Source organism: Variovorax brevis (assembly GCF_030317105.1).
In the GTDB taxonomy this organism is placed as follows: Bacteria; Pseudomonadota; Gammaproteobacteria; order Burkholderiales; family Burkholderiaceae_C; genus Variovorax; species Variovorax brevis.
On record NZ_JASZYG010000007.1, the window covers coordinates 72,473 to 85,485 of the forward strand.

The window sequence follows — 13,013 nt, forward strand, 5'->3', positions numbered from 1 at the left end:
GGTGAGCGCCCCTGCGCCCCCGGCTGACGGCATGGACTCCCTAGAATGTTGCCCCTTGTGCCCTCACATCGGCAGACATGACCTCTGGCTCCATTCGCATTCGCGGCGCGCGACAACACAACCTCCAGAATCTTGACCTTGATATTCACACCGGGGAGATGACGGTGGTCACCGGGCCGAGTGGCTCGGGCAAGTCGAGCCTGGTGTTCGACACGCTCTATGCCGAGGGCCAGCGGCGCTATGTCGAGACCTTCTCGGCCTATGCGCGCCAGTTCCTGGACCGCATGGACAAGCCCGCAGTCGACAAGGTGGAAGGCGTGCCGCCTGCCATCGCCATCGACCAGACGAATCCGGTGCGCTCGTCACGCTCCACCGTCGGCACGATGACGGAGCTCAACGATCACCTGAAGCTGCTGTTTGCACGCGCAGCGCAGCTTTTCGATCGCGAGACGGCGCTGCCAGTGCGCCACGATTCGCCGGACTCGATCTACGCGGAGATGGCGGCGCGCGCTGCGGCGGCCGGCGATCCGCGCGTGGTCGTGACCTTTCCGGTCGAGCTGCCTGCGAGCACGACGGCGGAGGAAGTGACGCAGTGGCTGTCGGCCAGCGGCTTCACGCGCGTTCAGGCGGAGCGCGAAGTGGCGACGCCGACGGGACCGCGCAAGGTGCTGGACGTGGTGGCGGACCGCTTTCGCATTGCCGGGGCGGAGCGGGCGCGCGTTGTGGAAGCCATTGAAGTCGCGCTCAAGCGTGGCACAGGGCGCCTGACGGTGTACGCGCTCGCGGCCGAAGAGAACGTGGCGCCCGAGATCTGGAAGTTCTCGACCGGCCTGCATTGCCCCGAAAGCGACATCCGGTATGCGGATCCGCTGCCTTCGATGTTTTCGTTCAATTCGGCCGTCGGTGCGTGCGAGACCTGCCGCGGCTTCGGGCGGGTGATCGGCGTGGACATGGGCCTGGTCATTCCCAACGACAAGCTCACGCTGCGCGCCGGCGCGATCAAGACGATCCAGACGCCCGCATGGAAAGAAGCGCAGGACGATCTCATGCGCCACGCCGAAGCGGCCGGCATTCCGCGCGACACGCCGTGGATCAAGCTGACGCGCGAGCAGCAGCACTGGGTGATCGAAGGCTCGCCCAACTGGAAGGGCAAGTGGAATCAGCAGTGGTACGGCGTGCGGCGCTTCTTTGCGTATCTGGAGAGCAAGGCCTACAAGATGCACATTCGCGTGCTCTTGTCGAAGTACCGCAGCTATACGCCGTGCCCGACGTGTGCGGGCGCGCGGTTGAAGCTGGAGAGTTTGCTGTGGCGCATTGGCAGCAAGGAAGATGCGGATGCGGTGCTGGAGCCGGCGAAGCGGTTCATGCCGGAGGGAGCCAAGTGGTCGCGTGAGCAGCTGGAGGCGCTGCCGGGGTTGTGCTTGCATGACTTGATGCTGATGCCGATTGAGCGGCTGCGGCGGTTCTTTGACCGGCAGACACCCTCACCCCGACCCTCTCCCGCAAGCGGGAGAGGGGGCCATTCACTCCCTCTCCCGCTTGCGGGAGAGGGCGGGGGTGAGGGCAAGGAGGTTGAAAGGGGCGCCGGCGAGTCCCAAGCCCTCAAACTCCTCTTCGAAGAAATCACCACCCGCCTGCGCTACCTCCACGACGTCGGCATCGGCTACCTCACGCTCGACCGCCAGAGCCGCACGCTCAGCGGCGGCGAGGTGCAGCGCATCAACCTGACCACCGCCTTGGGCACCTCGCTGGTCAACACGCTCTTCGTGCTCGACGAGCCCAGCATCGGCCTGCATCCGCGCGACATGAGCCGCATCACCGAGGCCATGCTTCGCCTGCGCGACGCCGGCAACACGCTGGTGGTGGTCGAGCACGACCCGGCCGTCATGCTGGCAGCGGACCGCGTGATCGACATGGGCCCCGGCCCCGGCGTGCGCGGCGGGCAGATCGTGTTCGATGGCACCACGCATGACCTGCGCAGCGCCGACACGCTCACCGGCGCCTACCTCGGTGGCCGCAAGCAGATCGGCATGGGCTTCAAGCGGCTGGTCACGGATTCGACACCGCGCCTCATCCTCGAAGGCGCGCGCGAGCACAACCTGCGCGACATCACCGTCGAGCTTCCGCTGCAACGGCTGGTGTGCGTCACCGGCGTGAGCGGCTCGGGCAAGTCGACGCTGATCCAGGACGTGCTGGCGCCCGCGCTGATGCGGCACTTCGGCAAGGCGACGGAAACGCCGGGCGCGCATGACCGGCTCCTCGGCGCCGATCACTTGAGCGACGTGGTCTTCGTCGACCAGTCGCCCATCGGCAAGACGGCGCGCTCCAACCCGGCGAGCTACGTGGGCGCGTGGGACGCGATCCGCGAGATCTTCGCGACCGCCACCTTGTCGAAGCAGCGCGGCTACACCGGCTCGAAGTTCAGCTTCAACAGCGGCGATGGCCGTTGCCCCACATGCGGCGGCTCGGGCTTCGAGCACGTCGAGATGCAGTTCCTTTCAGACGTGTACCTGCGCTGCCCCGATTGCGACGGCAAGCGCTACCGGCCGGAGATCCTCGAAGTGACGGTGGAGCGCGCGGGCCGTGCCCTGAACGTGGCCGATGTGCTCGACCTCACCGTGGCTGAAGCCGCGTCAGCATTCGCGGCCGACCGAGAAGTGCTGCGCGTGCTTCAACCCATCGTCGACGTCGGCCTCGACTACGTGAAGCTCGGCCAGCCGGTGCCCACGCTCAGCGGCGGCGAGGCGCAACGGCTCAAGCTCGCGGGCTTTCTCGCCGAGTCGTCGAAGAACGGCAGCGCCAGCAAGCAACCGCTGGCGCGCAAGGGCACGCTCTTCCTGTTCGATGAGCCGACGACCGGCCTGCACTTCGACGACATCGCACGCCTCATGCGCGCGTTGCGCAAGCTCCTCGACTCGGGCCATTCGCTGGTCGTGATCGAGCACAACCTCGACGTGATCCGCGCCAGCGACTGGTTGATCGACCTGGGCCCTGAAGGCGGCGAGGGCGGCGGCCAGATCGTGACCGTTGGCACGCCGGAAGAGGTGCGCGAGAACCGCGCCTCGCTCACCGGCGCGGCGCTGGCCGACTATGAACTCGCCATCGGGCCCGGTGCCTTCAGGGTCGCGGAAAAGGCGAAGCGCGCGTACGCGGCGCACGCACTGCCGGTGGCCGGGCGCGACGCCATCGAGATCGTCAATGCACGCGAACACAACCTGAAGAACCTCTCGGTGAACATTCCGCGCGGCAAGTTCAGCGTGGTCACCGGCGTGAGCGGCTCGGGCAAGTCGACGCTGGCATTCGACATCCTCTTCAACGAAGGGCAGCGGCGCTATCTGGAATCGCTCAACGCCTATGCGCGCAGCATCGTGCAGCCGGCAGGGCGGCCCGAGGTCGACGCGGTCTACGGCATTCCGCCCACGGTGGCGATCGAGCAGCGGCTGTCGCGCGGCGGCCGCAAGAGCACGGTGGGCACTACGACCGAGGTATGGCACTTCCTGCGTTTGTTGTATGTGAAGCTGGGCATCCAGCATTGCATCCACGACGGCACGCCGGTGCAGCCGCAAACGCCGGAGAGCATTGCGGCGCAAGTGCTGAAGAACTTCAAGGGCCAGCACGTGGGCCTTCTGGCGCCGCTCGTGAGCAACCGCAAGGGCGTCTACACCGAACTTGCCGACTGGGCGCGTCCGCGCGGCTACACGCATCTGCGCGTGGACGGTGCCTTTTTGCCGACGACGAACTTTCCGCGCATCGACCGCTTCAAGGAGCACAGCATCGAACTGCCGGTGGCCAGCCTGGACGTGCTGCCAACGAACGAAGCGGAACTGCGCGAGGCGTTGGCCAAGGCACTGGAGCACGGCAAGGGCGTGGTGCATGTGCTGAGCGATCTCATCGGATTGCGCGGCGCCATGATGGCCGGCAGCACCACCGCCGGCATCGGCCGCGCGCACGTCTATTCCACGCTGCGCGCCTGCCCCGTGTGCAGCACCAGCTATGCCGAACTCGACCCGCGCCTGTTCAGCTACAACAGCAAGCACGGCTGGTGTCCCGATTGCGTGGGCACGGGCGTCAAGCTCACCAGGGACCAGCGCAAGGTGTACGACGATTCGGTGCTGGCCGATGACAAGCGCGGCCGCGAGCAGACCTTTGCCGAGCCGGAAGCGGAAGACGTCGGCGACGTGGCCTGCCCGACGTGCGAAGGCACGCGGCTCAACGCCACCGCACGTGCGGTGAGCTTCGGCATTTCGCGGGCCGACGGTGTGAGTGGCATCTCCATCACGGAGATCGCGCGCATGAGCGTGAGCGACATCCGCGTGTGGTTCGACACGCTGGCGCTCACGGGCCGTGAAGCCGACATCGCGCGCGACCTGGTGCCCGAGATCAAGAGCCGCCTCGAGTTCCTGGAAGAAGTCGGGCTCGGCTACCTCACGCTCGACCGCGGCGCACCGACCCTCTCCGGCGGCGAGGCGCAGCGCATCCGACTGGCGGCGCAACTCGGCAGCAACCTGCAGGGCGTTTGCTATGTGCTGGATGAACCCACCATCGGCCTGCACGCACGCGACAACCAGATCCTGCTGAACGCGCTGCACAAGCTCGGCGACAAGGGCAACACGCTCGTGGTGGTCGAGCACGACGAAGACACCATCCGCCGCGCGGACCACGTGATCGACATCGGCCCGAGCGCCGGCAAGCGCGGTGGACGCGTGGTGGCCGAAGGCACGCTGGCGGACGTTCAGGCGTCTGCGGATTCGCTGACGGGCCGCTATCTGCGCGACGCCATCCGGCACCCGCTGCAGCCCCGTCGCAACGTCTTGCCCCCTCTCCTTCCGGGGGAGGGCCGGGGTGGGGGCACCGCGCCCTTGAAAAGCCAGCCGGTCCCGGCAAACGCCGCAAGCCCCCACCCCAACCCTCCCCCGGAAGGGGAGGGAGCCGGGACGTGGCTCACCGTGCGCGGCGCCGACATGCACAACCTCCAGGACATCACCGCAAGCTTGCCCCTGCATCGCCTGGTGGTGGTGACCGGGGTCAGCGGATCCGGCAAGTCGACGCTGGCGCGCGACGTGCTGCTGGCCAACGTGCAGGCCATCGTGCAGCAGCGCACGACCAAAGCCGGCCGCGAGGCCGACGCCGCCGGCAAGCGGCCTGCGTGGACGGGCTGCAATTCCGTCGAAGGCTATGAAACCGTCGACCGCGTGCTCGAAGTCGACCAGACGCCCATCGGCAAGACGCCGCGCAGTTGCCCCGCCACCTACATCGGCTTCTGGGACACCATCCGCAAGCTCTTTGCCGACACGCTCGAAGCCAAGGCGCGCGGCTACGGCCCGGGTCGCTTCAGCTTCAACACCGGCGAAGGCCGCTGCCCCACGTGCGAAGGCGCGGGCGTGCGCACCATCGAGATGAGCTTCCTGCCAGACGTGAAGGTGCCCTGCGAGGCCTGTCACGGCGCACGCTTCAACCCGGAGACGCTGGCCGTCACCTGGCGCGGCAAGAGCATCGGCGATGTGCTACAGATGGAGGTCGACGAGGCGGTCGAGTTCTTCGCGAGCATGCCGAACATCAGCCACCCGCTGAAGTTGCTGGAGGACGTGGGCCTGGGCTACCTCACGCTCGGCCAGCCTTCGCCCACGCTGTCAGGCGGCGAGGCGCAACGCATCAAGCTGGTGACCGAGTTGAGCAAGGTGCGCGACGACGTCACCCGCCGGGGCAACAAGGCGCCACACACGCTCTATGTGCTGGACGAGCCGACCGTCGGCCTGCACATGGCGGACGTCGAGAAGCTCATTCATGTGCTGCACCGGCTGGTGAATGGCGGGCACAGCGTTGTCGTGATCGAGCACGACCTCGACCTCGTTGCCGAAGCGGACTGGATCATCGACTTGGGGCCGGAAGGCGGACACGCCGGCGGGCGCATCGTCGCGGCAGCGCCGCCCGAGGAAGTGGTGCGCATCGGTACACATACCGGCGTTGCGCTGGCGCCGGTGCTGGCGCGCTGACGCAAGGAGATCTGATTAAGTCCCCTGCGGACCGCGCATCCGCGGCCTCGCGGGAACTTGATCGGCGTCTCCCAAACTATCGCATCGCAATTTCCTTGACGATCTCGTTGGAGATGCCGCGAATCTGGTTTTCCGTCATGGGAGAGAAGACGCCTTGCATCATGGAAGATGTCGTCGCGTAGTTCCGGGTGCCCACCGGCTTGGGGCCTGGCAGTTCGGCAAAGGCAACGTCGGTGTTGATGTAGGCATCGCCCGTGATGATGCCGACCGCGACGCGCACGACCTGTGTGACGTACCGGTAGTCGTTGATCTTCAGGGTGACCAGCGTGGTGGGCGCGGCGTGCGGCGAAAGGGCTGCCTCGAGGGGCACATACTTCATGCCGGCGGCTGTGGCTGCCTCGGCCATGCCCACTTGCCATTCCGCACGGAATTTATCCCAATCATCGGAGGCCGCCATCGCTTTGCTGCCTTGGACGTCGACGGCAATGCGCTTGGTGGCGACAGGCGACAGCGGCAGCCTTTCAGCCGGGGTGGTGTGACGTGTGACGTTGGCTGCGCAACCCGTGAGGGCAACGGCCATTGAAACGAGAATGAGCTTGAGCGCTTGAATCATTGTGTCCCTGAGCAGGTCGTGAAATAGGTGAAGCGCGGATTCTTGTCGGCCGCTGTGCGATCTGGATATGTATTCGTTCACGGTCCAGTTCCGGGCAACATGCGCTTTACAACATCCATTCAGCAGCGAGCGAAATTGCATGATCACCTTCTATAACGACCGTCACGCGCTGCACCACGGCAAGGTCGAAATGTTCCGCGGCGATCTCGTGCCGTGCTTCGAAGTGCCGGCGCGTGCTGACTTCGTGCTGCAGGAATTGCAGCGGCGCAAATTGGGCACCATTGAGTCGCCATGTGAATTCGACGATGCGGTCATCACGCGGGTGCATTCGCAGCGCTATGTCGACTTCCTGCGCGGTGCCTGGGACGAATGGGTGGCGATGGATCCTGCCAACGCGCAGCGCGATGCACTGCCGTCGTATTGGCCGATCCGCACATTTCGCAGCGACGTGCTGCCCGCGAGCTTTCCGGCGCGACTGGGTTTGTTCTCCTACGACGCGGGCAGTCCGCTGACTTCCGGCACATGGGCCGCGGCGCACGCCGGTGCGGGCTGTGCCATCGCCGCCGCACAGCATCTGGTGAGTGGTGGGCGTGCAGCTTTCGCGCTGACGCGTCCTCCGGGCCACCACGCGGGCATCGATTTCTTTGGCGGCTACTGCTTCCTCAACAATGCCGCCATCGCAGCGCAGACGCTGCGCGATGCGGGCATGGCGCGCGTCGCGGTGCTCGACATCGACTACCACCACGGCAACGGCACGCAAGCCATCTTCTACGATCGCGCCGATGTGCAGTTCACCAGCATCCATGGTGATCCGCACACCGAGTACCCGTACTACCTTGGCTATGCGGACGAACAGGGCGCGGGTGCAGGGCTGGGCTTCAACCGCAACCTGCCCTTGCCGCGCGGCACCGGCTTTGCGGCGTGGCGCGAGGCGCTGCGCACGGCGCTGGAGGGCATCGCCCGATTCAGGCCCGACGCAATGGTGGTGTCGCTCGGCCTGGACACCTTCGAGGGCGATCCTATCGCGGGCTTCACACTGCAAAGCGCGGACTACCTTCGCATCGGCGAGGACCTGGCGGATGCTGGCCTGCCGACGGCTTTCATTTTCGAAGGCGGATACGCAGTGGCGGAGGTCGGTGTCAACGCCGTCAACGTGCTCGAGGGTTTCGCCTCACAGCACGGTGACTGACGCCTGTGCGACTTTTCCACGGGACTTCACGGATTGCTGGGTGATGCCGGAAGCGGCCCAATGGCCGGCTCTCTCATCCATCATTCGATTCTGTTCAAGGAGGACTCCCTGATGTTCAAAAAGCGTTCCCTGTTGCTGCGCACTCTGGCGCTCGTCGCCCTCGGCGCCGCGGCGCCTCTCGCCGCATGGGCGCAGGGCTTTCCGGTGAAGCCCATCAAGCTGGTCATTGCCTTTCCCGCTGGCGGCCCGACGGACATCACCATGCGCCAGTTGGCGGACAACGCGTCGAAGATCCTCGGCCAGCCCGTCATCATCGACAACAAGCCCGGCGCGGGCGGCACGCTGCCCGCGCAGTCGCTGCAAACCTCGGCGGCCGACGGCTACACCATCGCCCAGATCCCGCTCGGCGTGTTCCGCCTGGGCTACACGACCAAGATCAACTGGGACCCGGTCAAGGACATCAGCTACGTCATCAACCTCACCGGCTATGCCTTCGGCATCGTGGTGCCGGCCGACAGCCCGTTCAAGACATGGGCCGACTTCGTGTCATACGCCAAGGCCAACCCGGCCAAGCTGACCTATGGATCGACGGGCACGCTGACCAGCCCGCACCTCACCACCGAACTGATCGCGCAGCAGGCTGGCATCCAGTTGCTGCACGTGCCCTACAAGGGAAGCGCGGACCTGTCGCTGGCCATCGTCAGCGGCCAGCTCATGGCGGCAGCCGACAGCACGGGCTTTGCGCCGCAGGTCGAAGCCGGCAAGCTGCGCGTGCTCAACACCTGGGGCGAGAAGCGACTGGCCAAGTTCCCCGATGCGCCCACGCTGAAAGAGCTGGGCTACAACATCGTGCAGAACTCGCCCTTCGGTATCGGCGCGCCCAAGGGCACGCCGCCCGAGGTGGTCAAGAAGCTGCACGACGCCTTCAAGCAGGCGATGGAAGAGCCGAGCTACGTCGCATCGCTGGCCAAGTACGACATGCTGCCGGACTACATGAGCTCCGCGCAGTACGCCAAGTTCGCGCAGGACACGGTGGCGCGGGAGAAGGTCTTGATCGAGAAGCTGGGGTTGGCCAAGCCGCCGACGAACTGAGGGCAGGACGACCCAGGCGCTGCAGGCCTGGGTTGCGGGCGAGCGAGGCTCGGGATCTGTTGCCAAATGCGCAATGGTGCTCACTCTCCGCACCTCAACAACTACCGCGCGTAAACCAAAGGATGTAACAATAAATGACATTCTTTGGAGTGCTCCATGGTCAGAAAGCTCGCGGCGTCGGTGTGTTTCGCATTGCTGGCCGGCATCGCTGCCGCGCAAGCGCAAGATCCAGCCCCCGGAACGGTCGACGTCGTCGCGCACCCATGGGTGACCACGCCGCCCAATTGGTCGCCGGAGGCTTACTTCACCAACCTGAAAGACGGCGCCACGCTGGAAGCGCCCTTCGTGGCGCGCTTCGGCCTCTCGATGCGCGGCATCGTTCCGGCAGGCAAGACGGCAGGCAATGCGGGCCACCACCATCTGCTCATCAACCAGCCGCTGCCGCTGGACTTCAAGAAGCCGCTGCCCTTCACCGAGCAGTACATCCACTTCGGCAAGGGCCAGATGGAGACGGTGGTGGACCTGCCGCCGGGGACCTACACGATGCGGCTGGTGCTGGCGGACCAAGGGCACATTCCGTACTTTGTCTATAGCAAGCCATTGCGGTTCACGGTGAGCAAGCAGAACAAGGGCGTGAACAAGGCGAGCTTGCTTGGCAATCCGCGCATCGAGCTGCTGAACCCGCGCGACCATGCCGCCGTGCAGATGCCGCTGCGGGTGCAGTTCCATGCCAGCGGCTACAACGTGTCGCACGCCGGACCGAAAGTGGCAGACACCGGGCACTTCCGGCTGACGCTGGAGCGCCGCGGTCAGAAGCCCGAGGTCATCGACCTGGACGGTGGGCAAACCGAGCTGTGGCTGAACCTGCCCAAAGGCGACTACAACGCGCGGCTGGACCTGCTGAACAACGTGGTGGCCGACAACACGCTGGCGCGCGCAACGCCCGTGTCCTTTACGGTGCCTTGAGGGCTGCGCGCGTTTCCAGGATGCTGGCCGCCACCTCGGCAAAGCCCGCACCGCGCTCGCTCGGCGCGACGTAGCGCGGCAGGTGCGGCAAGGCCGCCTCGAAGCGGCGCACGTTGGCGACGCCCACGCTGTATTGGAAGTGCTGGAACATCAGCGCATCGTTGGTCGAGTCGCCGACATAGGCCCAGCGCGCCATCTCGTCGTCGAGCGGACGACCCCAGAGCTCGCGCACGATCCAGCGTGCGCCCTCCAGCTTGTTGTGCTCGCCGTACCAGCCGTTGACGTGGATGCTGCTGACCGTGGCATGCATTCCCTCGCTTTTCATCAAGGCGACGACGGCCGAGATTTGCGCATCGTCGAGTTGCACGAATTCGCTGTGGTCGATGGCGATGTCGCACTCGCGGCCGGCCGAGTCGGTCGCGCGTCGGGCGCCGTGAATCTCGCGTTCGATGCGGTCGAGCACAGCCTGCATGCGCGCGAAGTTGCGCGCGCGCGTTTCCGCGTCCTGCTGGTAGCGCTTGGTGAGGCGCCCGTCTGCAGCGCGAACGAGCGCGACGGCGCCGTTCTCCGCCACGATCGAATCGACAGGCCACGCTGCAGCGAACGGCTCGCTCCATCCCACCGGCCGGCCGGTGATGGCCACCAGGTGAAAGCCGGCCGACTTCAGGTCCGCGAGCGCCTGCAAGGCATCGGGGCTGATCGCGCCTTCTGTCGTCAGCGTGTCGTCGATGTCGGTGAAGACGCCGTGAATGCCGCGTCGCTCTTGCTCAGGCCACGCACTGAGCGGCAGCATCGCGCTGCTTTCAGCCATTCGCGGTTTGAAGCGCGAGGCCGGCGTGTTCGCGCAGCGGATGAAAGTGGATCTTCGGAAAGCGCTCTTGCGCCAAGCGCACGTCATACGGCGACGTGCACAGGTAGGCCAGCGTATCCGCCGCATCCAGCGCCATGCGCGCCGGGTAGGCGTTGACGAATTCGCGCAGTTCGGCTGGCGTGTCGGCGGTGATCCAGCGCGCGCCGGTGTATTGGCAGCCTTCGAGGCGAACGTCGGCGTCGTACTCGGTCTTCAGGCGATGCTGCACGACTTCGAACTGCAATTGGCCGACCGCGCCGAGCAGCATCGGGCCGCCGACTTCGGGCTTGAAGACCTGAATCGCACCTTCTTCGCCCAGTTGCGCCAGACCTTGCTGGAGCTGCTTGGTGCGCAGCGGGTTCTTCAGGATCACAGTCATGAACAGTTCGGGCGCAAAGAAGGGCAGGCCCGTGAACTGCAGCGACGCGCCATCCGTGATGGTGTCGCCCAACTGCACGCCGCCATGCGTGGTGAAGCCGACGATATCGCCCGCATAGGCTTCCTCCACGGCTTCGCGGCGCTGGCTCATGAAGGTCACGACGCTGGTCGGCCGCAATTCCTTGGCGGTGCGCTGCACCTTGAGTTTCATGCCCGGCGTGTACTTGCCCGAGGCCATGCGAACAAAGGCGATGCGGTCGCGGTGGTTGGCGTCCATGTTCGCCTGCACCTTGAACACCACGCCGGCGAAGTCCTTGTCCTCGGGCTGGATTTCCTTGACGACCGGCTGGCGGTTGACCACCGTGGTGCTGGTGCGCGGCTGCGGCGAGGGCGCCAGGTCGACCAGTGCGTCCAGCACTTCCATCACGCCAAAGTTGTTCACGCCGGAGCCGAAGAACACGGGCGTCTGCTTGCCGGCGAGAAAGGCTTCGCGGTCCCAGCTCGGCGAGGCGCCGGTGGCCAGTTCCATGCTTTCCATCGCGTGCTCGAAGTCGGCGCCGAAGCGCTTGGTGAGTACGTCGCGTTCGGTCAGCGGAATGGTCTCGAAGTCCTGCGGCAGGCGTTCGCTGCCGGACTCGAACACCGTCATCGACTGCGTGCGCAGGTTCATGATGCCGCGGAAGGTCTTGCCCTGGCCCACGGGCCAGGTCATGGGCACGCAGGGCATGCCCAGTTCGCGCTCCACCTCGTCGAGGATGTCCAGCGGCTCGCGCACTTCGCGGTCCATCTTGTTGACGAAGGTGATGATGGGCGTGTCGCGCTGGCGGCAGACTTCGATCAGCCGGCGCGTCTGCGCTTCCACACCGTTGGCCGCGTCGATCACCATCAGCGCGGAGTCCACGGCGGTCAGCACGCGGTAGGTGTCTTCCGAGAAGTCCTTGTGGCCTGGCGTGTCGAGCAGGTTGATGACGTGCTCGCGGTAGGCCATCTGCATCACCGACGAGGCCACCGAGATGCCGCGCTGCTTTTCGATTTCCATCCAGTCCGAGGTGGCGTGGCGCGAAGCCTTGCGCGCCTTCACCGAACCGGCGATCTGGATCGCGCCGGAAAACAGCAGGAGCTTTTCCGTCAGCGTGGTTTTACCGGCGTCAGGGTGGGAAATGATCGCAAAGGTGCGGCGGCGGCGGGTTTCGGAGGCGTAGGACATGGCGGTGAACCCGTGGTGCGCCGACGGGCGCGGGCTGCTGGAGGCAAAGCCCGCAATTTTAACGACCGTCGCCAGATCGCGTCACATCGGGGGCGCGAAGCCGTTCCGGCCGACCAGCATTCGCAGCGCCGTGGGCTTGCCGTCCTTGACCTGGGCGGTGATCACGACCTTGGCACCCGGCACCACAAGGGCCGCCTGATCCTGGTCGCCCGGCTTGAAGGTGACGATGGGCGTTCCCGGCGGGACGATGACGGTTTGCTCGCCACCCTTGTACTTGAGTTGCAGCTTCTGGCCGCCCGGCACCGACGACGGCGCTGCGGAGAGGCCGGAGACGGTCGCGTTGGTCATGGTGCTTTCAGGCAGCAGGTCCCACGGGCGGAAGCCTTCGCCGGTGCCACGGGCGGATTCGGGAAAGATCAGGACTTCGAGGGCTTTTTGCGTGCCGTCAGGCTGCGGCATGCCGCCGACGCCGACGAAGCTGTCGGCCTTGATGTCGGCCATGGTCACGGGGATGACTTCGGACACCCCCATGTCGGCAGGGCGGACCATGACCACGGTTTCGCCGCTGCGGTCCTTGACGGTGAGGGAGGTGGCATCGACCTTTTCGATGACGCCGCGCACGCGCACGGTGGGTTGCGCCGGAGCTTGCGCGAAAGCTGCAACCGAGGCCGCTGCAGTGAGGACGACGAAGGACGACGAAAGAAACTTTGCTTTGAGCATGACGA

At 65.8% G+C, this 13,013-nt stretch carries 8 protein-coding genes; 4 read left to right on the forward strand and 4 right to left on the reverse strand.

The annotated features are described in order from the left end of the window. Window positions 1-77 precede the first annotated feature (77 nt). On the forward strand, window positions 78-5,993 hold the full coding sequence (gene uvrA, locus QTI66_RS22190) for an excinuclease ABC subunit UvrA (protein ID WP_286562071.1): 5,916 nt from the start codon (window positions 78-80) through the stop codon (window positions 5,991-5,993). 76 nt (window positions 5,994-6,069) lie between these two features. Here uvrA and QTI66_RS22195 read toward each other — a convergent pair whose 3' ends face one another. Beyond that, window positions 6,070-6,747, reverse strand: a complete 678-nt coding sequence (locus tag QTI66_RS22195) for a hypothetical protein (protein ID WP_286562072.1) — start codon at window positions 6,745-6,747, stop codon at window positions 6,070-6,072. Here QTI66_RS22195 and QTI66_RS22200 point away from each other — a divergent pair. The 3 genes from QTI66_RS22200 to QTI66_RS22210 all read left to right on the forward strand — a co-directional run bounded on the left by QTI66_RS22200 (window position 6,746) and on the right by QTI66_RS22210 (window position 9,853). After that, window positions 6,746-7,795: a histone deacetylase family protein gene (locus QTI66_RS22200; RefSeq protein ID WP_286562073.1), complete on the forward strand. Its 1,050-nt coding sequence runs from the start codon at window positions 6,746-6,748 to the stop codon at window positions 7,793-7,795. The genes QTI66_RS22195 and QTI66_RS22200 overlap by 2 nt on opposite strands. A gap of 111 nt (window positions 7,796-7,906) precedes the next feature. Then, a complete protein-coding gene (locus QTI66_RS22205; protein WP_286562074.1) occupies window positions 7,907-8,887 on the forward strand; it encodes a tripartite tricarboxylate transporter substrate binding protein in 981 nt (326 codons plus the stop codon). Between the two features lie 156 nt (window positions 8,888-9,043). After that, entirely contained in the window at window positions 9,044-9,853 is an 810-nt protein-coding gene (locus QTI66_RS22210) for a DUF4399 domain-containing protein (protein ID WP_286562075.1), read from the forward strand. Here QTI66_RS22210 and QTI66_RS22215 read toward each other — a convergent pair. From QTI66_RS22215 to QTI66_RS22225, 3 genes are all read right to left on the reverse strand, one after another. Then, window positions 9,840-10,646 (reverse strand): HAD-IIB family hydrolase, encoded by an 807-nt coding sequence (locus QTI66_RS22215; protein WP_286562478.1) that lies wholly within the window; start codon window positions 10,644-10,646, stop codon window positions 9,840-9,842. The genes QTI66_RS22210 and QTI66_RS22215 overlap by 14 nt on opposite strands. A 10-nt stretch (window positions 10,647-10,656) precedes the next feature. Next, entirely contained in the window at window positions 10,657-12,288 is a 1,632-nt protein-coding gene (locus QTI66_RS22220; RefSeq protein WP_286562076.1) for a peptide chain release factor 3, read from the reverse strand. A gap of 81 nt (window positions 12,289-12,369) precedes the next feature. Beyond that, complete coding sequence (locus QTI66_RS22225; protein ID WP_286562077.1) at window positions 12,370-13,008, reverse strand: hypothetical protein; 639 nt, start codon at window positions 13,006-13,008, stop codon at window positions 12,370-12,372. Window positions 13,009-13,013: the final 5 nt, after the last annotated feature.